Genomic DNA, 23,627 nt, shown 5'->3' with positions numbered 1-23,627 from the left:
AACGAGGCCGATACCGGGTTTCACGGTGAATTTTTCAACGAGGACAAGATGGCTCAACAGACTCCTTTGTACGAACAACACGTGTTATGCGGCGCCCGCATGGTGGACTTCCATGGCTGGATGATGCCGCTGCACTACGGCTCGCAGATTGATGAGCACCACGCGGTGCGCACCGATGCCGGTATGTTCGACGTGTCCCACATGACGATTGTCGATCTGCGCGGTAGCCGCACCCGGGAGTTTTTGCGTTATCTGCTGGCAAACGACGTCGCCAAACTGAAGACGCCGGGTAAAGCGCTCTATACCGGCATGCTGAATGCCTCGGGCGGCGTGATTGACGACCTTATCGTCTACTACTTCACTGAAGATTTCTTCCGCCTCGTTGTAAACTCCGCCACCCGCGAAAAAGACCTCTCCTGGATCACCCAACACGCCGAACCTTATGCCGTCGACATCACCGTCCGTGACGATCTGTCGCTGATCGCCGTGCAGGGACCAAACGCGCAGGCAAAAGCCGCCTCTCTCTTTAACGACGAGCAGCGCACCGCCACCGAAGGCATGAAGCCGTTCTTCGGCGTGCAGGCGGGGGATCTGTTTATCGCCACCACCGGCTATACCGGTGAAGCGGGCTACGAAATTGCGATGCCGAACGAGAAAGCTGCCGATTTCTGGCGTGCGCTGGTAGAGGCGGGCGTGAAGCCTGCGGGCCTGGGCGCGCGCGATACGCTGCGTCTGGAAGCGGGCATGAACCTCTACGGTCAGGAAATGGATGAAGGCGTCTCTCCGCTGGCGGCTAACATGGGCTGGACCATCGCGTGGGAACCGGCTGACCGTGATTTTATTGGCCGTGAAGCGCTGGAGATGCAGCGCGAGAAGGGCACCGAACAGCTGGTGGGACTGGTGATGAAGGAAAAAGGCGTGCTGCGCGGCGAGCTGCCGGTGCGCTTTACCGATGCTGACGGCAATCATCGCGAAGGCGTGATCACCAGCGGAACCTTCTCCCCGACGCTGGGCTACAGTATTGCACTGGCACGCGTGCCGGCAGGCATTGGCGAAACGGCGGTGGTGCAGATCCGCAACCGCGAAATGCCGGTCAACGTGACCAAACCGATTTTTGTTCGCGCCGGTAAGCCGGTCGCCTAACTATTTTTATCAGGAGAACTTCAATGAGCAATGTGCCAGCAGAACTGAAATACAGCAAAGAACACGAGTGGCTGCGCAAAGAGGCGGACGGCACTTACACCGTAGGGATCACCGAGCACGCGCAGGAGCTGCTGGGCGACATGGTGTTTGTTGACCTGCCTGACGTGGGCACGACCGTTAGCGCGGGCGACGACTGCGCCGTGGCGGAGTCCGTAAAAGCGGCGTCTGACATCTACGCACCGGTAAGCGGTGAGATTGTTGCGGTCAACGACGCGCTGAGCGATTCGCCAGAGCTGGTCAACAGCGAGCCGTATGAAGGCGGCTGGATCTTCAAGATCAAAGCCAGCGACGAATCGCAAGTTGCCGCGCTGCTGGATGCAACCGCGTACGAAGCACTACTGGAAGACGAATAACGTTGTGCCGGATGGCGCTGCGCTTATCCGGCTTACAGGGCCCGGTAAGCGGTAGCGCCACCGGGCAACAGCGTTACAGATAACTACGATTCACTGCACGTATCAGGAACCATCGCTCATGACACAGACTTTAAGCCAGCTTGAAAACCGTGGCGCCTTCATTGAACGTCACATTGGGCCGGATGCTCAGCAACAGCAGGAGATGCTGAAGACGGTTGGCGCGGATTCATTAGACGCACTGATCGGCCAGATTGTGCCAAAAGACATCCAGCTTGCCACGCCGCCTCAGGTAGGGGAAGCCACCACGGAGTTCGCCGCGCTGGCGGAGCTGAAGGCTATTGCAGGCCTCAACAAGCGCTATAAGTCTTACATTGGCATGGGCTACACCAACGTGCAGTTACCGCCGGTTATCCTGCGCAACATGCTGGAAAACCCGGGCTGGTACACCGCTTACACCCCTTATCAGCCAGAAGTCTCCCAGGGGCGTCTGGAAGCGCTGCTGAACTTCCAGCAGGTGACGCTGGATCTGACCGGTATGGATATCGCTTCCGCCTCTCTGCTGGATGAAGCGACCGCCGCTGCCGAAGCGATGGCGATGGCAAAGCGCGTAAGCAAGCTGAAAAATGCTAACCGCTTCTTCGTGGCGGCGGACGTGCATCCCCAGACGCTGGACGTGGTGCGCACCCGTGCAGAAACCTTCGGCTTTGAGGTGATCGTCGACGACGCCGACAAAGTGCTGGATCACCAGGACGTCTTCGGCGTGCTGCTGCAGCAGGTGGGCACCACCGGCGAAGTTCACGACTACGGCGCGCTGATTGCCGAGCTGAAATCCCGCAAAGTGGTTGTCAGCGTTGCCGCCGATTTTATGGCGCTGGTGCTGCTGACGGCGCCGGGCAAACAGGGCGCGGATATTGTATTCGGCTCTGCGCAGCGCTTCGGCGTGCCGATGGGCTACGGCGGCCCGCACGCGGCGTTCTTCGGCGCGAAAGATGAATTCAAACGCTCCATGCCAGGCCGTATCATTGGCGTGTCAAAAGATGCTGCCGGTAATACCGCGTTGCGCATGGCGATGCAGACCCGCGAGCAGCATATCCGCCGCGAGAAAGCGAACTCCAACATCTGTACTTCCCAGGTACTGCTGGCAAACATCGCCAGCCTGTATGCGGTATTCCACGGTCCGGCTGGCCTGAAACGCATTGCCAGTCGCATTCACCGCCTGGCCGATATTCTGGCCTGCGGCCTGCAGCAGAAGGGCCTCAAGCTGCGCCACGCGCACTACTTCGACACCCTGTGCGTGGAAGTGGCAGACAAAGCCGCCGTGCTGGCGCGCGCGAATGCAGCAGAAATCAACCTGCGCAGCGACATCCACAACGCGGTCGGCATTACGCTGGATGAAAGCACCACTCGCGACGATATCCTGAACCTGTTCAGCGTGTTGCTGGGCGACGCTCACGGTCTGGACGTTGATACGCTCGACAAAGAGGTCGCGCTCGACAGCCGCTCCATTCAGGAAAGCATGCTGCGCAATGACGCGATCCTGACTCACCCGGTGTTCAATCGCTATCACAGCGAAACCGAGATGATGCGCTATATGCACTCTCTGGAGCGCAAGGATTTGGCGCTTAACCAGGCGATGATCCCGCTGGGCTCCTGCACCATGAAGCTGAACGCCGCGGCAGAGATGATCCCGATTACCTGGCCTGAATTCTCCGAACTGCACCCGTTCTGCCCGCCAGAACAGGCGGAAGGCTATCACATGATGATCAACCAGCTTTCAGACTGGCTGGTGAAGCTGACCGGTTACGACGCGCTCTGCATGCAGCCGAACTCCGGCGCGCAGGGTGAATACGCGGGCCTGCTGGCGATCCGTCACTATCACGAAAGCCGTAACGAAGGTCACCGCGATATCTGCCTGATCCCAAGCTCCGCCCACGGCACCAACCCGGCCTCAGCCCAGATGGCGGGCATGGAAGTGGTGGTGGTCGCGTGCGATAAGAACGGCAACATCGATTTGGCCGACCTGCGTGCGAAAGCCCAGCAGGCGGGCGACAAGCTCTCCTGCATCATGGTGACCTACCCGTCCACCCACGGCGTGTACGAAGAGACCATCCGTGAAGTGTGCGAAGTGGTGCACCAGTTTGGCGGTCAGGTATACCTCGACGGCGCGAACATGAACGCTCAGGTGGGCATTACCTCTCCGGGCTTTATCGGCGCGGACGTGTCGCACCTGAACCTGCATAAAACCTTCTGCATTCCGCACGGCGGTGGCGGCCCGGGCATGGGACCAATCGGCGTGAAAGCGCACCTGGCGCCGTTTGTGCCGGGGCACAGCGTGGTGCAGATTGAAGGCATGCTGACCCGTCAGGGCGCGGTCTCTGCGGCACCGTTCGGCAGCGCATCAATCCTGCCAATCAGCTGGATGTACATCCGCATGATGGGCGCGGAAGGGCTGAAGCAGGCGAGCCAGGTGGCTATTCTGAACGCCAACTACATTGCGACTCGCCTGAAGTCTGCCTTCCCGGTGCTCTATACCGGCCGCGACGGTCGCGTGGCGCACGAGTGCATTCTGGATATTCGTCCGCTGAAAGAGCAGACCGGCATCAGCGAGCTGGATATCGCCAAGCGTCTGATCGACTACGGCTTCCACGCACCAACCATGTCGTTCCCGGTTGCGGGGACGCTGATGGTGGAGCCGACCGAGTCTGAAAGCAAAGCCGAGCTGGACCGCTTTATCGACGCGATGCTGGCCATCCGCATGGAGATCGACCGCGTGCAGGACGGCGAATGGACGCTGGAAGATAACCCGCTGGTCAACGCCCCGCACACCCAGCACGAGATGGTGGCAGAGTGGAACCACGGTTACTCCCGCGAGCTGGCCGTCTTCCCGGCAGGCGTGGCAAACAAATACTGGCCGACCGTGAAGCGTCTTGATGACGTTTACGGCGACCGTAATCTGTTCTGCTCCTGCGTGCCGATGAGCGAATACCAGTAAGTATTTGCCATACTGTAGGCCGGGTAAGCGTAAGCGCCACCCGGCTTTTTTTTATCTGGAGGTTGTGAATGGCAATTGCACTGGTCACCGGCGCGAGCCGGGGCATTGGGAAAGCCACCGCGCTGCAGCTGGCACGTGAAGGCTACACCGTGGCGGTGAACTATTACCACAACATTAAAGCCGCGACGGACGTTATCAATCAGATCGTTGAGGCCGGCGGTAAAGCGTTTGCCGTGCGTGCGGACATCAGCGATGAAGCTCAGGTGCTGGCGATGTTTGACAGCATCGATCGTGAAGGTGAGCCGCTTCGCGCGCTGGTCAATAATGCAGGCATTCTGTTTGAGCAATCCACCATTGAGAATCTCTCCGCAGAGCGCATTAACCGCGTGCTGGCGACCAACGTCACGGGCTACTTTCTCTGCTGTCGTGAAGCGGTGAAACGCATGTCCATCAAGCATGGCGGCAAGGGCGGGGCGATTGTGAATGTCTCTTCCGCCGCGTCTCGTCTGGGCGCGCCGGGTGAATATGTCGATTACGCTGCTTCTAAAGGCGCGGTAGATTCGCTGACAACCGGGCTATCGCTGGAGGTGGCGGCGCAGGGTATTCGCGTGAACTGCGTGCGGCCTGGGCTGATTTATACCGATATCCATGCTTCCGGCGGAGAGCCGGGGCGAGTGGATCGCGTAAAATCGTTACTGCCGATGCAGCGCGGCGGCCAGCCGGAAGAGGTCGCGCAGGCGATTGTCTGGCTGCTGAGCGAGAAGGCGTCTTACGTGACGGGCAGTTTTATTGAGCTGGCTGGTGGGAAGTAACCCTCTCCCAAAAGGGAGAGGGAACGGCACCCGGCGTTAAAGTTTCTCGCCGTTGCTGGCAATCACGCCTTTATACCACTCGAAGCTCTTCTTACGGGAGCGAGACATGTCGCCCGTGCCGTCGTCGTGCTTGTTGACGTAGATAAAGCCGTAGCGCTTGCTGTACTGGCCGGTGGTGAACGACACGCAGTCGATACAGCCCCATGGCGTATAGCCCATCAGATCCACGCCATCGTGCGTGACGGCTTTGATCATCTCCTCCACGTGGGCACGCAGGTAGTCGATGCGATAGTCATCGATGATGCTGCCGTCTTCTTCCACCTTGTCGTAGGCACCGAAGCCGTTTTCAACGATAAACAGCGGCTTCTGATAACGCTCGTACAGTTCGCACAGGGAATAGCGCAGGCCCACCGGGTCAATCTGCCAGCCCCAGTCGGACGCCTTCACGTGCGGGTTCGGCACGCTGCCTTCAAAGCCGGAAATGGCGTCACCTGTGCCGCCTTCCGCCTTCACCGCGTTGGTCATGTAGTAGCTGAAGCCTAAGTAGTCGCAGGTACCTTCACGCAGGATCTGCTCGTCGCCCGCCTCCATTTTGATGGAAAAGCCGCGGCGCTCCCACTCGTTCAGCACGTAGGACGGGTAGTAACCACGCAGCTGGACGTCGGTAAAGACATAGCGCTCGCGCATGGATTCCTGGGCGAACATCACGTCTTCCGGCTTGCAGGAGAACGGATAGAGCGCCACCATCGCCAGCATGCAGCCGACTTTCATCTCCGGGTTGATGCGGCGCGCGGCTTTCACCGCCAGGGCGCTGGCCACAAACTGGTGGTGCAGCACCTGGTACATGGTCTCTTCCGGGTTGTCATGTTCGGTGTAGACCACGCCCGAGCAGCAGTAGCCGAACAGCGGGGCGCGCCAGTTGCGCTGGTTGTTGATTTCGTTGAAGGTCATCCAGTATTTGACCTTGTGCTTGTAGCGCTCAAACACCACTTCCGCGAAGCGCACGAAGAAATCGACCACTTTGCGGTTGGTCCAGCTACCATACTCCTGCACCAGGTGCAGCGGCATTTCGAAGTGGGAGAGAGTGATCACCGGTTCGATGTTGTACTTCAGCAGCTCATCGAACATGTCGTCGTAAAACTTCAGCCCTTCTTCGTTTGGCTGCGTTTCGTCACCTTTCGGGAAGATGCGCGTCCAGGCGATAGAGGTACGGAAACACTTGAAGCCCATCTCGGCAAATAGCTTGATGTCTTCTTTATAGTGGCCGTGGAAGTCGATGGCTTCGTGGTTTGGGTAGTATTTACCCGGCACCACCTCCTGCGTGATTTCGCGCGGCACGCCGTGTGCGCCGCCGGTCAGCACGTCGCAAATGCTTGGCCCTTTGCCGCCTTTGTTCCAGCCGCCTTCAACCTGATGAGCGGCAACCGCGCCGCCCCATAAAAAATCTTTCGGTAAGGTTATTTTTTTCATCGCTGCTATTCTCAATAAATGGCTTATTGGCATTGAGTCTAGCAAAGCGAAATTGAATGTCACGATATAACAATTTGCGAAAATTGTGATTTGTCACATCGAAAAAACAGGATGTTTTATTCCGTCAGTTTTTTCGCCAGCTTGCGTCCGAGAGATTCCAGAATATAAATGACGGGAATTTGCGTGGTGATATCGTAGACGCCGCCAATTCGCGTCTGGGGAACATGCCAGGAGAGATTAAAGTCCGCCAGTTTTGCCAGGCGCGAGTGCTCGTGGCTGGTGATAGAGAGCACCTTGCAGTGATGCAGGCTGAACTGGCTGGCGAAGCGCAGGATCTCCTCGGTTTCGCCCGAGACGGAGAGCACAATCGCCAGCGCATTTTTCGCCATATCATTGGTGACCGGGAAATAAGGGTCATCAATATGATTACTGAATTTACCAATATTTGAAAAGAAGCGTGCGCCATATTTGGCCAAAGAGCCTGACGTGCCCGCCCCGACAAATATAATTCGCTCGGAAGACAAAATGATATTTACCGCGTCATTTAATAGCGCGTCGAACTCTTCATTATTCACGCTTTTAAAGAAACTGATAATTTCGCTGGCGCCGAAATTCGCCTGCTGGGGCTCGTTCTGCTCAAGATAGAGCTTAAAGCGCACGCGAAATTCAGAATACCCTTCGCAGTTGAGCTTGCGGCAAAAGCGCAGGATAGTGGTGGTTGAGACGTCGGCCGCATCCGCCAGCTCGCGGATGGTCATGTACATCACTTTGTCCCGGTTTTTGATGACATAGTTGTAGACCATCATTTCCAAGTTATTGAGACTGGCAATGGCGGAGTGGGTGAACATACTCACAGTGGCAAAACTCTCATTCAGACCTCATTTATCCATCATATCATGCAGCCAGACGGCAGGAGCCAATTTTATGCCATTGATTAGTAACGCTTAAATTTTTATGTGAACAAATGCCAGGTGAATTTTCCGTTTATGTTTTTGATTTTTATTATAAAAATTTACTTTAAAATTATTTTAGCTAACAGGTGTTCACTGGAATCATTCTCAGTTAGCATAGGCATGCGATGAATAATCATCTTTAGTTTTCCCGGAGTTTAGTATGGCGAGCAGACCATTAATCGCACAGGGATATTCGCTGGCTGAGGAAGTAGCCAACAGCATCAGCCACGGCATTGGCCTGGTGTTTGGGATTGTCGGTTTAGTGTTATTGCTGGTACAGGCGGTGGATACCAATGCCAGCGCGATGGCCATTACCAGCTATAGCCTGTATGGCGGAAGTATGATCCTGCTGTTCCTGGCCTCGACGCTCTATCACGCGATTCCGCATCAGCGGGCCAAAATATGGCTTAAGAAATTTGACCACTGCGCTATCTATCTGCTGATTGCGGGTACCTATACGCCTTTCCTGCTGGTGGGGCTAAACTCACCGCTGTCGCGCGGCCTGATGATTGTTATCTGGAGCCTGGCGCTGCTGGGGATCCTGTTTAAGCTGACCATTGCGCACCGGTTTAAAGTGTTGTCGCTGGTCACCTATCTGACGATGGGCTGGCTGTCGCTGATTGTGGTGTATCAGCTGGCGATTAAGCTGGCGGTCGGCGGGGTCACGCTGCTGGCGGTGGGCGGTGTGGTCTACTCGCTGGGCGTTATTTTCTACGTCTGCAAGCGCATCCCATATAACCATGCCATCTGGCACGGCTTTGTGCTGGGCGGCAGCGTGTGCCACTTTTTGGCGATTTATTTGTACGTGGGGCAGGTTTAGTTTGTTGTCGGGTGGCGGCTTCGCCTTACCCGACCTGGATTTGCACCCGTAGGCCCGGTAAGCGCAGCGCCACCGGGCGATAGAGCATCACTCTTCCAGTGAATACGGTAGCGGCTCAATACTCAACGTATTCGCGTCGTCGCGCACGCGGAACACGCTGTCCGCTTCCATGTCGTTGTTCATTACAGCCTGTACCAAAAGACGGCCATCGTCCAGCTGGACTGCGGCTAACACGGTACCGGTGCGGCGCCAGTTGTCGCCCATCTTCAGTTCTAAGTCTTCACCTGCTTCCGGTACGCGGCTGGCATGACCTGCCAGTGTCCACAACGCGCGTTTGTTTGCCCCACGGAATTTTGCACGCGCGACCATTTCCTGACCGGTGTAGCAGCCTTTTTTAAAGCTGATTCCCCCCAGCGCCTGCAGGTTAGTTGCCTGAGGAATAAACTGCGCGCTGTTGGCTGCGTCAATTACCGGCAGACCCGCTTCGATGTTCAGCGCCAGCCACTGCTGGCTGTTGTTGAGCTGCGCTTCGCCGCGCAGCGCCTCGGTCACACGTTCGGCTGTTGCGGCATCCGTGACTAACAGGAAGCGCTCTGCCGGGTGTTCAAACCACAGGATGGAAGTTGCGCCCTCGCTGACCACCTGTTTTTCTGCATCCGGCAGTTCAGCAAACAGATTTTTCAGCGCCGCACGCGCCTGGAAGCCCGCCACGCCCAGCAGAACATGTTCATCGTCCGGGGCGATGGTGACTTTGGAAAAGACCGCGTATTTTTTCAGTTCTTTGAGCTGCGCATCGCGCAGGCTGCGGCGCTCAATAAAGGCAAAACCGTCCTGACGGCGGAAGAGACGCAGGTTGCTCCACATTTTGCCCTTAGGATCGCAGTGCGCGGCCAGCAGATGCTGGTGTTCAGTCAACTGCGCAACATCCGCAGTCACCTGACCCTGCAAGTATTTTTCGGCGTCGGCGCCGGAGAGGGTTGCCAGCGCCCAGTCATCAAGAGAAATAAGCGTCAGCGGCAGACGCGCAGAGGCGGCGGGCTGGCGAGGAGAAAATGGTGTAAAGGCCATAACGGTATCCTGAATTGCTTAACGCTTTGATAATGCCTAATGGTAAAAGAGCCTGCAGGCATTGCAAGCGCTTTCAGCAGACCATTTGTGCCATAAACGGGTTATGCGTAGCGCTACGCAAAATAGTGTAATCCGCTGTCTATGTAGGGATTATTCTGGAAGCCAGCTCGTCAAACGCAATATTCCAGTAATGAAACGGTCAAAAACACGTTACACTAGCTGGTGTCCCCGTAGAGAAATTAAGAACAGAAAACGGGGTACCGACTGTGCCAAACGTAATGCAGGAAACTGAACATGGATATTAACAACAAGGCCCGTATTCACTGGGCATGCCGACGCGGAATGCGTGAACTTGATATTTCCATCATGCCTTTCTTCGAATATGAGTACGACAGCTTAAGCGATGATGATAAGCGTCTGTTTGTTCGCCTGCTTGAGTCTGACGATCCGGATTTATTCAACTGGCTGATGAACCACGGCAAACCCGCCGACACCGAGTTGCAACGGATGGTGCAATTAATTCAAACACGGAATCGGGAACGTGGTCCTGTGGCAATCTGATCTTCGCGTCTCGTGGCGCTCGCAGTGGATGTCTTTATTGCTCCACGGGCTGGTTGCGGCCATCGTTTTACTCATGCCGTGGCCGCTCAGCTATACGCCGCTGTGGCTGCTATTACTTTCGTTTGTTGTTTTTGACAGCGTACGCAGCCAGCGTCGCATTAACGCGCGTCAGGGCGAGATCAAGCTGCTGATGGATTCCCGCCTGCGCTGGCAGGGAAAAGAGTGGGATATTCTCGGTGTGCCCTGGATGCTTAACGCCGGGATGATGTTACGGTTACGCAAAGTGGGGGGCGGACGTTGCCAGCACCTGTGGCTGGCGGCGGACAGTATGGACGCATCAGAATGGCGGGATCTGCGCCGGATGTTGCTGCAACAGCCGACGCAGGAGTAACGCGCGTTAGCTGAATTTTTCTGCCATTTCGCCGAGGATCTGCTCGCACCAGGCCTGCAGGCGCTCGTCGCTGAGATCGTACTGATTGGTTTCATCCAGCGCGAGCCCGACAAACAGCTCGCCGTCGGCAATAATCGGCTTTTTACTGGTGAATTCATACCCTTCGGTTGGCCAGTAGCCGATAAATGCCGCCCCTTTTGGTGCCAGCTTATCGTGCAGCATGCCGAGTGCGTCCAGGAACCATTCGCCGTAGCCTAACTGGTCACCCATGCCGTACATCGCAATAATTTTACCGTCGAAATTGACTGAATCGAGCTGATCCCAGATGGCTTCCCAGTCTTCCTGTATCTCACCAAAATCCCAGGTTGGGATGCCCAGAATCAGCACATCATACTGCTCCATCAAGGCGACCGAGTCATCTTTCAGGTTATGCAACGTCACCAGTTCCGGGCCAATGATGTCGCGAATTTTCTCCGCCGCCATTTCGGTGTAGCAGGTGCTGGAACCATAGAACAGACCAATATTCATCGCGTAACTATCTCAATTCTTGCTATGACTTTGCGCGTAGTGTACCAGAAACCGGTCGCAATCAGGCATAATGGCCTGACTGCAAAATCAAAGGGGCTGATGTGGAAAAGGATCTCGCACTCGTTGAACAGTTTCTCGACGCGCTGTGGCTGGAGAAAAATCTGGCCGAGAATACCCTCAGTGCCTACCGGCGCGATCTCTCCATGCTGGTGGAGTGGCTGGCGCGTCGGGAGCTATCGCTTGCGAGCGCGCAAAGCGACGACCTGCAGGCGCTGCTCGCTGAACGCGTAGAAGGAGGGTACAAAGCCACCAGCTCTGCACGCTTGCTCAGCGCAATGCGTCGGCTTTTCCAGCATCTTTATCGGGAGAAGATTCGCGAAGACGATCCCAGCGCGCTGCTGGCGTCCCCGAAACTCCCGCAACGGCTGCCGAAAGATCTCAGCGAAGCACAAGTTGAGAGATTATTACAGTCACCGGCTGTTGACCTGCCGCTGGAGTTACGCGATAAAGCCATGCTTGAGCTATTGTATGCTACCGGCTTGCGCGTTTCGGAACTGGTTGGCCTGACGATGAGCGACATCAGCCTGCGTCAGGGCGTGGTGCGCGTCATCGGTAAAGGAAACAAGGAAAGGCTGGTTCCGCTGGGAGAAGAGGCGGTTTACTGGCTGGAGACGTATCTTGAGCATGGCCGCCCCTGGCTGCTCAATGGCGCGTCTATCGACGTCCTGTTTCCGAGCCAGCGCGCGCAGCAGATGACGCGACAAACGTTCTGGCATCGCATCAAGCATTACGCCACACTGGCGGGTATCGACAGTGAAAAGCTTTCGCCGCACGTATTGCGTCACGCCTTCGCGACGCATCTGTTAAACCACGGCGCAGATTTACGCGTGGTGCAGATGCTGCTGGGACACAGCGATCTTTCAACGACGCAAATTTACACCCATGTCGCGACGGAACGCCTGCGGCAGCTACACCAACAGCACCACCCTCGTGCGTGAGTGCCGACAAATTGTAACAGGATCAATTATGAAAAAGTCTTTCGTGCTGTTCACCCTGCTGGCAGCCTCATTTACCGGCTTCGCCCATGCGGATGACGCCGCCATCAAACAGTCTCTGGCTAAGCTTGGCGTCACCAGCAGCGACATCCAGCCTGCGCCGGTTGCCGGTATGAAAACCGTACTGACCAACAGCGGCGTGCTGTACGTCACCGAAGACGGCAAACACTTTATTCAGGGACCGCTGTACGACGTGAGCGGCGCGCAGCCGGTGAACGTCACCAACCAGCTGCTGATGAAAAACCTGAACGCGCTCGAAAAAGAGATGATCGTCTATAAAGCGGCGCAGGAAAAACATGTGATTACCGTCTTCACCGACATCACCTGTGGCTACTGCCACAAGCTGCATGAACAGATGAAAGACTATAACGCGCTGGGCATTACCGTGCGTTACCTGGCCTTCCCGCGCGCAGGCGTACAGAGCAAGCCAGAGCAGGACATGAAAGCGATCTGGTGTGCCAAAGACCGCAACAAAGCGTTTGATGACGCGATGAACGGTAAAGACGTTAAGCCTGCTTCCTGCGACATCGACATTGCTAACCACTACGCGCTGGGCGTGCAGTTTGGCGTGAGCGGTACGCCAGCGATTGTCCTGAGTAACGGGTATGTCGTTCCGGGTTATCAGGGACCAAAAGAGATGAAAGAGTTCCTCGACGCGCACCAGAAACAGTTTGGTGGTAAATAATTCGCGTGAAAGCCCCCATCAAATTGCGCCGCCGCGAGGCGGTTGAACACGTTGATTTACCGGACGATCTCCCGCCGCTGCTAAGGCGCCTCTACGCCAGCCGCGGCGTGCGTCGCGCAGAGGATCTTGAGCGCAGCGTGAAAGGGATGCTGCCCTGGCAGCAGCTGAACGGTATCGAAAAAGCCACTGAAATGCTCTACAACGCGCTTCGTGAGGGAACGCGCATTGTGGTGGTAGGGGATTTCGACGCCGACGGCGCAACCAGCACCGCCCTGAGCGTACTCAGCCTGCGCGCGCTGGGCTGCGATAATGTCACCTATCTGGTGCCGAACCGCTTTGAAGACGGCTATGGCCTCAGCCCGGAGGTGGTCGATCAGGCCCATGCCCGCGGTGCGCAGATGATCATGACCGTCGACAACGGGATCTCCTCCCATGCGGGCGTCGATCATGCTCACGCTTTGGGGATCCCGGTGCTGGTCACCGATCATCACCTGCCCGGCGATACGCTCCCCGCAGCAGAAGCGATTATTAACCCCAACCTGCGCGACTGCGATTTCCCGTCGAAATCCCTCGCCGGCGTGGGCGTGGCGTTTTATCTGATGCTGGCGTTGCGTACTCTCTTACGCGATAAGGGCTGGTTCGAATCCCGCGGCATTGCCGTTCCAAACCTGGCCGAATACCTCGACCTGGTGGCGCTGGGCACCGTGGCGGACGTGGTACCTCTTGATGCCAATAACCGCATTTTGACCTGGCAGGGCTTAAGCCGTATTCGCGCGGGCAAGTGCCGTCCCGGAATTAAGGCGCTGCTGGAGATTGCCAACCGCGATCCGCTTAAGCTGGCGGCAAGCGACCTGGGCTTTGCCCTCGGGCCGCGTCTAAACGCTGCCGGAAGGCTGGACGATATGTCCGTCGGCGTGGCGCTGCTGCTGTGCGACAACATCGGCGAAGCGCGCGTGCTGGCCAACGAGCTGGACGCCCTGAACCAGACCCGTAAAGAGATTGAGCAGGGGATGCAGGCCGAAGCGCTGACCCTGTGCGAAAAACTTGAGCGCAGTGGCGATACGCTGCCGGGCGGGCTGGCAATGTACCACCCCGAGTGGCATCAGGGCGTGGTCGGCATTCTGGCGTCGCGCATTAAAGAGCGCTTCCACCGCCCGGTGATCGCGTTTGCGCCTGCGGGTGACGGCACGCTGAAAGGCTCTGGCCGTTCGATTCAGGGGCTGCACATGCGCGATGCGCTGGAGCGTCTGGATACGCTTTATCCCGGTCTGATGATCAAGTTCGGCGGCCACGCGATGGCGGCAGGCTTGTCGCTGGAAGAGGCAAAGTTCGACGAGTTCCAGCGCCTGTTTGGCGAGCTGGTCACCGAGTGGATTGACCCGGCGCTGCTGCAGGGCGAAGTGGTCTCTGACGGTGAGCTGTCCGTCTCCGAAATGACGATGGAGGTCGCGCAGATGCTGCGCGATGCCGGTCCATGGGGGCAGATGTTCCCGGAACCGCTGTTCGACGGGCGATTCCGTCTGCTGCAGCAGCGTATCGTCGGCGAACGTCACCTGAAAGTGATGGTTGAGCCGGTGGGCGGCGGACCGCTGCTGGACGGCATCGCCTTCAACGTTGACACCTCCATCTGGCCGGACAACGGCGTGCGCGAGGTCGAGCTGGCGTACAAACTGGATATCAACGAGTTTCGCGGTAACCGCACCCTTCAGATCATCATCGACAATATCTGGCCAATTTAGCGGCAGTAATCTCTATAAAAAAGGGCGTGGATTCGGTACAATCCCGCTCTTATCACCGCATTTTGACAAGTCCATAAAAGAAAACAGACCATGTTTGAAATTAATCCGGTAAAAAACCGTATTCAGGACCTCACGGAGCGCTCTGACGTTCTTAGGGGGTATCTTTGACTACGATGCCAAGAAAGAGCGTCTTGAAGAAGTAAACGCCGAGCTGGAACAGCCGGACGTCTGGAACGAACCTGAACGCGCACAAGCGCTGGGTAAAGAGCGTTCCTCTCTCGAAGCTATCGTAGATACGTTGGATCAAATGGCCCAGGGGCTGGAAGATGTTTCCGGTTTGCTGGAGCTGGCCGTCGAAGCCGACGACGAAGAAACCTTTAACGAAGCCGTGGCAGAACTCGACGGGCTGGAAGAGAAGCTGGCACAGCTGGAATTCCGTCGCATGTTCTCCGGCGAATACGACAGCGCTGACTGCTATCTCGATATTCAGGCAGGTTCTGGCGGTACCGAAGCGCAGGACTGGGCCAGCATGCTGACGCGTATGTATCTGCGTTGGGCGGAAGCGCGCGGCTTCAAAACCGAAATTATCGAAGAGTCTGAAGGTGAAGTGGCCGGTATTAAATCCGTCACTATCAAGATCATTGGCGACTACGCCTACGGCTGGCTGCGTACCGAAACCGGCGTTCACCGCCTGGTGCGTAAGAGCCCGTTTGACTCCGGTGGTCGTCGTCATACCTCCTTCAGCTCCGCGTTTGTTTACCCGGAAGTTGACGAAGATATCGATATCGAAATTAACCCGGCGGACCTGCGTATTGACGTTTACCGCGCGTCCGGCGCGGGTGGTCAGCACGTTAACCGTACAGAATCTGCGGTGCGTATTACCCACATTCCAACCGGGCTGGTAACACAGTGCCAGAACGACCGTTCCCAGCATAAGAACAAAGACCAGGCCATGAAGCAGATGAAAGCGAAGCTTTATGAGCTGGAGATGCAGAAGAAAAATGCTGAGAAACAGGCGATGGAAGACAACAAGTCCGACATCGGTTGGGGCAGCCAGATCCGTTCTTACGTCCTTGATGACTCCCGCATCAAAGACCTGCGTACCGGGGTTGAAACCCGCAACACGCAGGCGGTGCTGGACGGCAGCCTGGACCAATTTATCGAAGCAAGTTTGAAAGCAGGGTTATGAGGAACCAACATGTCTGAACAACAAGCACAGGGCGCTGACGCGGTAGTCGATCTTAACAACGAACTGAAAACCCGCCGCGAGAAGCTGGCAGCGCTGCGCGAGCAGGGCGTGCCGTTCCCGAACGATTTTCGTCGTGACCACACCTCAGACCAACTGCACGCTGACTTCGACGGTAAAGAGAACGAAGAGCTGGAAGCGCTGAACATCGAAGTGGCCGTTGCAGGCCGTATGATGACCCGCCGTATCATGGGTAAAGCCTCCTTCGTGACCTTGCAGGACGTGGGCGGCCGTATTCAGCTGTACGTTTCCCGTGACGACCTGCCGGAAGGCATCTACAACGAGCAGTTCAAAAAGTGGGACCTGGGCGATATCCTGGGCGCGAAAGGTAAACTGTTTAAAACCAAAACCGGTGAACTGTCTATCCACTGCACCGAGCTGCGCCTGCTGACCAAAGCCCTGCGCCCGCTGCCGGACAAGTTCCACGGCCTGCAGGATCAGGAAGCGCGCTACCGTCAGCGTTACCTGGATCTCATCTCTAACGATGAATCCCGCAAGACCTTCAAAATTCGCTCCCAGATCATGGCCGGTATTCGCCAGTTCATGGTCAACCGCGACTTTATGGAAGTGGAAACCCCGATGATGCAGGTGATCCCTGGCGGCGCGTCTGCGCGTCCGTTCATCACCCATCACAACGCCCTGGACCTGGACATGTACCTGCGTATCGCGCCGGAACTGTACCTGAAGCGTCTGGTGGTCGGTGGTTTCGACCGCGTGTTTGAAATCAACCGTAACTTCCGTAACGAAGGTATCTCCGTTCGCCATAACCCAGAGTTCACCATGATGGAACTCTATATGGCGTACGCGGACTACAAAGATCTGATCGAGCTGACCGAATCCCTGTTCCGTACCCTGGCGCAGGATATTCTGGGCACCACGCAGGTTCCTTACGGTGAAGAAGTCTTCGACTTCGGCAAGCCGTTCGAAAAACTGACCATGCGCGAAGCGATCAAGAAATACCGTCCGGAAACCAACATGGCGGATCTGGATAACTTCGACTCTGCGAAGGCCATCGCTGAAAGCATCGGCATCAAGGTTGAGAAGAGCTGGGGTCTGGGCCGTATCGTGACCGAGATCTTCGAAGAAGTGGCCGAAGCGCACCTGATTCAGCCGACCTTCATTACCGAATACCCGGCGGAAGTCTCTCCGCTGGCGCGTCGTAATGACGAGAACCCGGAAATCACCGACCGTTTCGAATTCTTCATCGGCGGCCGTGAAATCGGTAACGGCTTTAGCGAGCTGAACGATGCGGAAGACCAGGCGCAGCGTTTCCAGGATCAGGTTGACGCGAAAGCAGCAGGCGACGACGAAGCGATGTTCTTCGATGAAGACTATGTGACCGCGCTGGAGCACGGCCTGCCGCCAACTGCAGGTCTGGGTATTGGTATCGACCGTATGGTGATGCTGTTCACCAACAGCCACACCATTCGTGACGTGATCCTGTTCCCGGCAATGCGCCCGGTGAAATAAGGCGTTACGTTGCTAAAAAAGCCCCGAAAGGGGCTTTTTTATTGCGCCGCGAACGCTCTCAATGCGTCTCGCGCGACCGTTGCTTCCTGCACCATCCACGGGCTAAAGCTCCATGGGGCGGCGTCCAGCGCGCGGAATAACGACTCCAGCGTCACCCATTCAAATGCCATCACTTCATCATGGTTAATTCGCAGTTCGCTGGTGACGCGGGCAGCGAAGACCGGGCAAATCTCGTTTTCCACGATCCCGGAAGGATCCGTTTCGCGGTAGCGGAATTCTGAGGCGACAGGCGTAATCGCGGTAATTTCTGCGCCAATCTCATCGCGGCAGCGACGGATAATTGCCTCTTCCGTCCGTTCACCAGATTGAGGGTGACCGCAGACGGAGTTCGTCCAGACGCCCGGCCAGGCTTTTTTACTTAGTGCGCGTCGGGTTACCAGACACTCGCCTTCGGCGTTAAACAGCCAGGATGAGAACGCCAGATGCAGCGGGGTTTGGGCAGTATGCGCGGCGTATTTTTCCTGAGTGCCAATTACCATTCCCTGGTCATTAACCAAAATAACGTGTTCTTGAATACTCATTCATGCTCCAGTGCCAACGATGCGGATGGTTCTGCACCATCAACAGGGAGCATTATACGGCAATCTTATACGAACGGTTTGTTTCCAGGAGCGGAAAAGGGCTGACCCATATCTCTCCGGGCTGGTATCATAGTGCGCCATTCACGCTGACCGAGGATCTGTTTTGTTTGCAGGAAGCCTGACGAGAAACCCCATCATCGCCATCTTTTGCCTGACGCTGACGCTATTCCTGGCTGGCTGTTCAGGAAGCAAATCGTCGGATATGGGTAGCTATTCCGGTTCGGTCTATATCGTTAAGCGCGGGGATACGCTGTACCGGATTTCGCGCGCAACGGGGACCAGCGTGAAGGATCTGGCGCGCCTGAATAACATCTCTCCGCCGTACACCATCGAAGTGGGACAAAAGCTCAAGGTGAACGGCAGTTCGTCCTCGGGCAAAAAATCCTCATCGAAAGGCAAAACCGCCAAAGTGACGCCGTCCTATCAGGTACCGCAATCGTCATGGCCGCCGGTTGGACAGCGCTGCTGGATTTGGCCTGCCAGCGGTAAAGTGGTCGCCCCTTACTCACTCTCTGAAGGTGGCAACAAGGGTATTGATATCGCCGCTGCGCGCGGTACGCCGGTTTATGCCTCCGGGGCAGGGAAGGTGGTTTATGTGGGTAACCAGCTTCGCGGCTACGGTAACCTCATCATGATTAAGCATGGCGAAGATTACATCACCGCCTACGCGCATAACGACACGATGCTGGTCAACAACGGGCAGAACGTGAAGGCGGGGCAAAAGATTGCCACCATGGGCAGTACCGGTACCGATTCGGTGAAGCTGCACTTCCAGATCCGCTATAAGGCGACGGCCATCGATCCGCAACGCTATCTTCCTGCGCCCGGCAGCAAACCGAAGTGCTAAGTGATTATTTAATCGCCGGTTAGTTGTGAAGAGGCTTGTATGAAGGTGCGTAAGGTCTATAATGCCTTACGCACCTCAAAGCGGGCGTAGTTCAATGGTAGAACGAGAGCTTCCCAAGCTCTATACGAGGGTTCGATTCCCTTCGCCCGCTCCAGATCTCCTGAAAAAGCAATAAGTTATAACTTATCAGTTAGTTACGTAGCCCTGCTTTAGCAGGTACAACTTAAACTACCCATTGTTCTACGCCCGTACCTGTCGCATGATTGGTCTGTGGTACAAGGGAGCATATCTTCACGCTGGCGGTGGTTCCTGGTTCTTAACGCGACAGCACAACAACGAACAAAAAGCCGCATACCTGGCATAACTCCCGAACAGATTGATCATACGCATTTAAGCCCGATGAGTGGCCTTTTGGCTGCTATTGTCTGAAATCTGATACATTGCACAAACATCATGTGGATTGCTGTAAAGTTCATCAGTATGATTGCTAGCACAATCAGCGATTGGGAAAGCACTTCTGGAAGATAAGGGACGAGACGATATGAAAGTGACTGATGAAGCTTTGTTACGTTCAGGGTTTACGCAGCCCGAATTGCAGAAGATAAAAAGCAATATTGAAAAATATGGAGGAACGCTTGGAGAGGCTATAAATGACCTTGCCAGGCGATTTGTTACCTTGGCGGGAGTGGTGGCTGTGTGTGCCTTAATCCTACTGCTACTTATCGTCTTCAGCTCACCTGATAGAGCATTTGCATGGGGGCTGGCGATGATCTTTGGGGTTGCCATTATGTCCTTCGCACAGCCGCCGGTAATTTCCTATAAATCCTGGCGTTACCGTAAAACTATCAAGGATTAACTGGTTCCATTTTCTGTTGTTAGTAGATCGAAAATCACTTTTGCTTTAACACCATAACCGACAATCTTCATTGTTAGTTTAGGAGTGCTCATTGTGCTGACTTTGCGATAGTAATCGTGTGGAAGCCAGCGGAATAATCTCCAGGCTCCAGTTTTTCGTGCGAATCCCACAATGCTGTACACACTGGCACCAAGAGTAACACCATTATAGAGAGCCAGGCCCGTGTTAGGATTAAATCCCATAAACTGGGCCGTATGCATCGCGGAGTCAGCAATGATACCTTGTGAGGGTTTATGTCCTGCTGGCTGATTAAAGTTGAGCACTTCTTTCGTTAATCCGTTCATTCCATCGGCAATCAGGACTGCCCCAGCCAGCATACCAATCGGCCCCATAGTGGATAACATCATAAAGCCACCAAAGAGAACCACGCCTGATAGCACCACATTCACAGCGGATATAACATAACCGACGATTTTATTATTTTCCTTAACAAATTCGACTTTCGCGTAAAGCTGTGCGGCTCTGGTTCTTAACAGGTGTTCTTGTTCTTGTAAATTATCTGTTTCGGCACGTAGATTTTTGATGCATGCAATGCATTCTTCATCGGTTTTAGCTCGTCGTGCTGTTTCAAATTCTTTATCTACAACCTGTTTTATCTCTTCGACAAACTTGATGCGTGTAAGACCATCTTGCAAATAGAATGCTGACAGCCGATTTGCTGTTTCGACGAGTTTCCGGGCTTCAAGATTCACCATGGTATCTGACCATGTTCTGTTCCAGCCCCTGTTGAGCAGCGCAATATCCATTAAAGACTCCTTCCCAAAATGTGTCTGGTCATTTTACGTGCAATAAGGTCGAAGACAACAGAAAATATTTTCACAACCCGCCCCCGTGGGGGGCCCGTTGCTTTATCCTTCCAGTTTACATTCTCCTGTTCAAAATATCCCCAGCTCTGTTGGTGATCTGCTAGACCGTCAGCCCAGGCCCTCGGTGGAAAGCGCTTTTCTTCGCCAAATATCGCTACTTGATGCCTTCAGCGACACGCCTCACTGCAACAAGCAGTGCAGTTACACAATGCTGCTTTGGGCTGACGCAAGGGAGATAACTTGATGTTTTGAAGTGCATCTATTCACTAATTGTACAGCTATTTAACATATTCTTTGTTAAACGCACCAGGTTTGTAGTGGCTAAATTGAGATGTCCGTCTCTGACCAAATAGACATGTCCGCGTTACAGTCTCACCACCGTGATCACTGTTTTCAAAAAATGAGACTTATGACGGCATTCGGAACGGAGTTTTTCTAAATGAACAGTGCAAAACGACTCAGGACCCTTCAGAGGCTCCTTTAGGATGTTATCGACCTGCATTTCTGACGTTATACTGAATATGCGATTACGGATAGATTTTCACAGGGGCGTATCGAATGCGCCCCTGTGAGTTTTTATGCAAAATTGATCAACCAGACAAGTACTCTAAAACCGCTGCGACAGCTGCATTACGCATCCTACGAGCTCTTACATCACCAACATAATTGGCTTCTTTTAATTTTTCCTCTGTTGCATCTAAAACTTCACGGACTGTATGAAGGCCCAATTCTCTTAATTTCTCTAACTGCCATGCTGTTAGGTCAAGAACAGTAGAGGGCCTGTCTAACTGAATATTGAGCGTGTTAGTCATGCTCTCATCTGTAATGAGTGGTGCCTGATCCATAAGACTTCTGAATGAAGGGTGGTTCAAACCGTACTCAGTCATTCGTTTAGGAGTCAGTTCTCTTGCAATTTCAAATGATGAAGTGGTTGGAGTTGCTTCTAATGCAAATATGCAACCTAAATTAATAATATAGCGTGTGCCGACCTCTGCGCGGGTTGCTTTGATGCCAGTTGCATGTTCAATTACAATTCCCGTATACGCTAAAACTCTTAAAGACTCTTTTATAATTTCAGGCGCATCTCTATGCACCCAAAAGAAGGCTGAAGTATTTTTATCTGATAAAAGATATTGATCATTTTTTGCTTTAATATCAGGAATAACTCTGCCTTCAATGAATTCTCTACCCCAGTCAATTAATGGTTTATGACCAAGATATTTTTCAGAAAGAGTTGAATGTTCTGACCAAATGTCTGTTCTATAGAACTCTCTTATAGTCTCATTAACTTGTTGAGAATTAACCTTTGGACATTTAGCTATAGTCTTGAGAAGAAGTCGCGGATTCCCCGTAGATGCATAAGCTAAGGTTGCAAAGTTTCTACCATTTTGTGCTATATTTGTCAGAGTTCCACTATCTGATTGCTTTTCAACTATTTCCCTCATATTCTCAACGTAGTCATTAGATAGAATATCGCGATCTATCGTCAACATTGTTGCATCGTGAACTGGTTGAAAAGTTTCACCAAAAGTTGTGACTCCGGGATAAACTGCAGCATTACAGGTAATGAAGTGAGCCCGCAGATCTCTAAACAAAGTGAAAAATTGACGCTGTTGCTCTGGTAAGAAAATATGAGCAGCCTCATCAAATAGGAGTGAAAATCGAGATATATTTAGGAATTCACTTAAATCTTCAAGAGCATCTTTAAATTCATCGACAGTAGGCAAGCCATCAGAATCAACATTGCTATTAGGGGACTTCCACGAAGTTTCATAGGAGTTGGCAATTTGTTCAACTTTCGTTTGCTCAATATTTGATGTTACCATTCCACCCGCTAGCAAATTTATGCTATTTGGCACCCCACCCAATAAACCTGCTCTTGTTAAACCCCTTACAATTGACGAGCATATTCTTGCAAGCATCCAGTGTTTGAACTGGTTGGGGTCTGGTGAATGAAGTAATGAGCTTCTAACGAAGCTAATATAAACTGGGAATACTCGGTCATCCTCGAAAGAGTCCATTAATTCTTTTTGCGCGACGCGGAGTAAAAATGATTTACCGACACCTCGACTCCCAACAAGAACTACTGGGTTTCTATTTTTCAGTGCATCGACAACCTGCCGATCTTTTGATGTCTCTACAAAATAATTAAGAACCTCATCTGGTCTAATATCCTCAGTTCGAAAGAAAAAGTCAGCCATAATTATAATTCCTTATGTGATTTCGAGAAGGCATCTTGAATGGGCTGTAAATGCCCAAGCACTTCCATGATGACAGGCTCAATAATTAACATTTTTTTTGGTGCAATATGATTTAAATATCTAGAGGTAAAGGCAAAAATAATAGCTATACGCATAATTGAAGCTTTTGTATGCCATGCGCTAAAGGCCTCTTCATTAAACGAGATGTTATTTGGAAGATTATGATGTGTAAAGGCGTTTCCGTGGACAAATTCTGAACACTCACGATAAACAGATTCAGCAATAGCTGAATATTGCTTTCCTCTATCGGCCAACTCTGGATTAAAAGCACGTATGAAATTAGTCGAAAAAATGCCTGTCTCTTGGTTTTTAAGTGCTGTCCAGTTTAAGTCCTTTTTGTCTTTATACCACAAATGATAATCAATTTCATGTGCCGAAAATTGGACAACAGATAACATTAACTCAAAAAACAATCTTAGACCGCCAAAGGCATATCTATATTGACCAGAGCATAGTGCGTAAAGTGCGAATTGATATTCTTTTACCGCCAAGTTTAAAACCGTGACCTCTGGCCTGTCATCGATAGCAACCATTAATTTATCATAATCAAGTAAATAATTATGTGATGTAACTAACGGTTGAGGTCCGAGCTTATTAAGCATGGTGTCAAAGACTACCTTTGACTGGTCAAAAAGAAAATTGTAATTCCCGACAACATCCATTTTATCTCTCTCATTTAATTAATTAAACGTCAATGTATTTGAGTAATTAAAGTCAAAAACTGCTTTAAAGGAATACCTAAAGTTATTAGTTATGCTAATTGAATTTGTTCTGGGTTGAAGTTTATACCTTGAATGGTTTTACATCAAG

Annotated in this window: 22 protein-coding genes and 1 tRNA gene; 15 read left to right on the top strand and 8 right to left on the bottom strand. The window is 53.4% G+C overall.

What is annotated here, in order from left to right; translation table 11 throughout:
* Positions 1–48 precede the first annotated feature (48 nt).
* The 4 genes from gcvT (at position 49) to IM303_RS07085 (ending at position 5,360) form a co-directional block, all read left to right on the top strand.
* Complete coding sequence (gene gcvT / locus IM303_RS07100; RefSeq protein WP_192987119.1) at positions 49–1,143, top strand: glycine cleavage system aminomethyltransferase GcvT; 1,095 nt, start codon at positions 49–51, stop codon at positions 1,141–1,143.
* Between the two features lie 23 nt (positions 1,144–1,166).
* Positions 1,167–1,556 carry a glycine cleavage system protein GcvH gene (gene gcvH, locus IM303_RS07095; protein WP_008499718.1) on the top strand — a complete coding sequence of 130 codons (390 nt, stop codon included), beginning with the start codon at positions 1,167–1,169 and terminating at the stop codon, positions 1,554–1,556.
* Positions 1,557–1,674: 118 nt separating this feature from the next.
* Entirely contained in the window at positions 1,675–4,548 is a 2,874-nt protein-coding gene (gene gcvP, locus IM303_RS07090; RefSeq protein WP_192971652.1) for an aminomethyl-transferring glycine dehydrogenase, read from the top strand.
* 68 nt (positions 4,549–4,616) lie between these two features.
* A complete protein-coding gene (locus IM303_RS07085; RefSeq protein WP_182080243.1) occupies positions 4,617–5,360 on the top strand; it encodes an SDR family oxidoreductase in 744 nt (247 codons plus the stop codon).
* 36 nt (positions 5,361–5,396) lie between these two features.
* Here the strand turns inward: IM303_RS07085 and bglA are convergent, their stop codons facing one another.
* Complete coding sequence (gene bglA, locus IM303_RS07080) at positions 5,397–6,830, bottom strand: 6-phospho-beta-glucosidase BglA (protein WP_059358111.1); 1,434 nt, start codon at positions 6,828–6,830, stop codon at positions 5,397–5,399.
* 116 nt (positions 6,831–6,946) lie between these two features.
* Positions 6,947–7,678: a MurR/RpiR family transcriptional regulator gene (locus tag IM303_RS07075; protein ID WP_192971726.1), complete on the bottom strand. Its 732-nt coding sequence runs from the start codon at positions 7,676–7,678 to the stop codon at positions 6,947–6,949.
* A gap of 265 nt (positions 7,679–7,943) precedes the next feature.
* On the opposite strand from IM303_RS07075, the gene IM303_RS07070 reads away from it, so the two are divergent.
* Positions 7,944–8,603: a hemolysin III family protein gene (locus tag IM303_RS07070; protein WP_023331242.1), complete on the top strand. Its 660-nt coding sequence runs from the start codon at positions 7,944–7,946 to the stop codon at positions 8,601–8,603.
* A gap of 87 nt (positions 8,604–8,690) precedes the next feature.
* Here IM303_RS07070 and ygfZ read toward each other — a convergent pair whose 3' ends face one another.
* Positions 8,691–9,671 (bottom strand): tRNA-modifying protein YgfZ, encoded by a 981-nt coding sequence (gene ygfZ, locus IM303_RS07065; RefSeq protein ID WP_028014323.1) that lies wholly within the window; start codon positions 9,669–9,671, stop codon positions 8,691–8,693.
* A gap of 294 nt (positions 9,672–9,965) precedes the next feature.
* Between ygfZ and sdhE the strand changes: the two genes are divergently transcribed.
* Positions 9,966–10,232 (top strand): FAD assembly factor SdhE, encoded by a 267-nt coding sequence (gene sdhE, locus IM303_RS07060; protein ID WP_010435322.1) that lies wholly within the window; start codon positions 9,966–9,968, stop codon positions 10,230–10,232.
* Positions 10,213–10,623 carry a protein YgfX gene (locus tag IM303_RS07055; protein ID WP_028014322.1) on the top strand — a complete coding sequence of 137 codons (411 nt, stop codon included), beginning with the start codon at positions 10,213–10,215 and terminating at the stop codon, positions 10,621–10,623. Before sdhE ends, IM303_RS07055 begins: the two co-directional genes overlap by 20 nt.
* Before the next feature lie 6 nt (positions 10,624–10,629).
* Here the strand turns inward: IM303_RS07055 and fldB are convergent, their stop codons facing one another.
* The gene (gene fldB / locus IM303_RS07050; protein ID WP_041908355.1) at positions 10,630–11,151 is read right to left on the bottom strand and encodes a flavodoxin FldB; all 522 of its coding nucleotides are present in this window, start codon (positions 11,149–11,151) and stop codon (positions 10,630–10,632) included.
* A gap of 101 nt (positions 11,152–11,252) precedes the next feature.
* Here fldB and xerD point away from each other — a divergent pair, with 101 nt between their 5' ends.
* From xerD to lysS, 5 genes are all read left to right on the top strand, one after another.
* Positions 11,253–12,149, top strand: a complete 897-nt coding sequence (gene xerD / locus IM303_RS07045; RefSeq protein ID WP_192971655.1) for a site-specific tyrosine recombinase XerD — start codon at positions 11,253–11,255, stop codon at positions 12,147–12,149.
* Positions 12,150–12,177: 28 nt separating this feature from the next.
* Complete coding sequence (gene dsbC, locus IM303_RS07040; RefSeq protein ID WP_028014319.1) at positions 12,178–12,891, top strand: bifunctional protein-disulfide isomerase/oxidoreductase DsbC; 714 nt, start codon at positions 12,178–12,180, stop codon at positions 12,889–12,891.
* Positions 12,892–12,896: 5 nt separating this feature from the next.
* Entirely contained in the window at positions 12,897–14,630 is a 1,734-nt protein-coding gene (gene recJ / locus IM303_RS07035) for a single-stranded-DNA-specific exonuclease RecJ (RefSeq protein ID WP_192971656.1), read from the top strand.
* Between the two features lie 90 nt (positions 14,631–14,720).
* Positions 14,721–15,819, top strand: a protein-coding gene (gene prfB / locus IM303_RS07030) for a peptide chain release factor 2 (protein WP_100170824.1) whose coding sequence is annotated in 2 segments (ribosomal slippage) — positions 14,721–14,795 and positions 14,797–15,819 — 1,098 coding nt in all. Because the reading frame shifts where the segments join, the coding sequence is not laid out codon by codon here.
* Between the two features lie 9 nt (positions 15,820–15,828).
* Positions 15,829–17,346, top strand: coding sequence for a lysine--tRNA ligase (lysS, locus tag IM303_RS07025; protein ID WP_014885130.1), 1,518 nt, complete (start codon positions 15,829–15,831; stop codon positions 17,344–17,346).
* A gap of 38 nt (positions 17,347–17,384) precedes the next feature.
* Here lysS and idi read toward each other — a convergent pair whose 3' ends face one another.
* Entirely contained in the window at positions 17,385–17,927 is a 543-nt protein-coding gene (gene idi / locus IM303_RS07020) for an isopentenyl-diphosphate Delta-isomerase (protein WP_041908358.1), read from the bottom strand.
* A gap of 163 nt (positions 17,928–18,090) precedes the next feature.
* On the opposite strand from idi, the gene actS reads away from it, so the two are divergent.
* From actS to IM303_RS07005, 3 genes are all read left to right on the top strand, one after another.
* The gene (gene actS / locus IM303_RS07015) at positions 18,091–18,834 is read left to right on the top strand and encodes an amidase activator ActS (protein WP_193052897.1); all 744 of its coding nucleotides are present in this window, start codon (positions 18,091–18,093) and stop codon (positions 18,832–18,834) included.
* An 80-nt stretch (positions 18,835–18,914) separates the two neighbouring features.
* Positions 18,915–18,988, top strand: a tRNA-Gly gene (locus IM303_RS07010).
* Between the two features lie 387 nt (positions 18,989–19,375).
* Positions 19,376–19,690, top strand: coding sequence for a hypothetical protein (locus IM303_RS07005; RefSeq protein ID WP_020882780.1), 315 nt, complete (start codon positions 19,376–19,378; stop codon positions 19,688–19,690).
* On the opposite strand, the gene IM303_RS07000 is transcribed toward IM303_RS07005, so the two are convergent.
* From IM303_RS07000 to IM303_RS06990, 3 genes are all read right to left on the bottom strand, one after another.
* Positions 19,687–20,496, bottom strand: a complete 810-nt coding sequence (locus tag IM303_RS07000) for a DUF4225 domain-containing protein (protein ID WP_193359755.1) — start codon at positions 20,494–20,496, stop codon at positions 19,687–19,689. The genes IM303_RS07005 and IM303_RS07000 overlap by 4 nt on opposite strands.
* 650 nt (positions 20,497–21,146) lie before the next feature.
* The gene (locus tag IM303_RS06995; protein ID WP_193359754.1) at positions 21,147–22,757 is read right to left on the bottom strand and encodes a hypothetical protein; all 1,611 of its coding nucleotides are present in this window, start codon (positions 22,755–22,757) and stop codon (positions 21,147–21,149) included.
* Positions 22,758–22,759: 2 nt separating this feature from the next.
* Positions 22,760–23,479 (bottom strand): hypothetical protein, encoded by a 720-nt coding sequence (locus IM303_RS06990; protein ID WP_193359753.1) that lies wholly within the window; start codon positions 23,477–23,479, stop codon positions 22,760–22,762.
* Between the last annotated feature and the right edge of the window lie 148 nt (positions 23,480–23,627).

Source organism: Enterobacter cloacae complex sp. P38RS, assembly GCF_014930775.1.
Lineage (GTDB): Bacteria > Pseudomonadota > Gammaproteobacteria > Enterobacterales > Enterobacteriaceae > Enterobacter > Enterobacter bugandensis.
This window is presented reverse-complemented; position numbering and strand designations above follow the sequence as displayed.

Bases quoted from the DNA above. Each gene is read 5' to 3' on its own strand.
- gcvT (WP_192987119.1), top strand. From the start codon at position 49: ATGGCTCAACAGACTCCTTTGTACGAACAACACGTGTTATGCGGCGCC.
- gcvH (WP_008499718.1), top strand. From the start codon at position 1,167: ATGAGCAATGTGCCAGCAGAACTGAAATACAGCAAAGAACACGAGTGG.
- gcvP (WP_192971652.1), top strand. From the start codon at position 1,675: ATGACACAGACTTTAAGCCAGCTTGAAAACCGTGGCGCCTTCATTGAA.
- IM303_RS07085 (WP_182080243.1), top strand. From the start codon at position 4,617: ATGGCAATTGCACTGGTCACCGGCGCGAGCCGGGGCATTGGGAAAGCC.
- bglA (WP_059358111.1), bottom strand. From the start codon at position 6,830: ATGAAAAAAATAACCTTACCGAAAGATTTTTTATGGGGCGGCGCGGTT.
- IM303_RS07075 (WP_192971726.1), bottom strand. From the start codon at position 7,678: ATGTTCACCCACTCCGCCATTGCCAGTCTCAATAACTTGGAAATGATG.
- IM303_RS07070 (WP_023331242.1), top strand. From the start codon at position 7,944: ATGGCGAGCAGACCATTAATCGCACAGGGATATTCGCTGGCTGAGGAA.
- ygfZ (WP_028014323.1), bottom strand. From the start codon at position 9,671: ATGGCCTTTACACCATTTTCTCCTCGCCAGCCCGCCGCCTCTGCGCGT.
- sdhE (WP_010435322.1), top strand. From the start codon at position 9,966: ATGGATATTAACAACAAGGCCCGTATTCACTGGGCATGCCGACGCGGA.
- fldB (WP_041908355.1), bottom strand. From the start codon at position 11,151: ATGAATATTGGTCTGTTCTATGGTTCCAGCACCTGCTACACCGAAATG.
- dsbC (WP_028014319.1), top strand. From the start codon at position 12,178: ATGAAAAAGTCTTTCGTGCTGTTCACCCTGCTGGCAGCCTCATTTACC.
- lysS (WP_014885130.1), top strand. From the start codon at position 15,829: ATGTCTGAACAACAAGCACAGGGCGCTGACGCGGTAGTCGATCTTAAC.
- idi (WP_041908358.1), bottom strand. From the start codon at position 17,927: ATGAGTATTCAAGAACACGTTATTTTGGTTAATGACCAGGGAATGGTA.
- IM303_RS07005 (WP_020882780.1), top strand. From the start codon at position 19,376: ATGAAAGTGACTGATGAAGCTTTGTTACGTTCAGGGTTTACGCAGCCC.
- IM303_RS07000 (WP_193359755.1), bottom strand. From the start codon at position 20,496: ATGGATATTGCGCTGCTCAACAGGGGCTGGAACAGAACATGGTCAGAT.
- IM303_RS06995 (WP_193359754.1), bottom strand. From the start codon at position 22,757: ATGGCTGACTTTTTCTTTCGAACTGAGGATATTAGACCAGATGAGGTT.
- IM303_RS06990 (WP_193359753.1), bottom strand. From the start codon at position 23,479: ATGGATGTTGTCGGGAATTACAATTTTCTTTTTGACCAGTCAAAGGTA.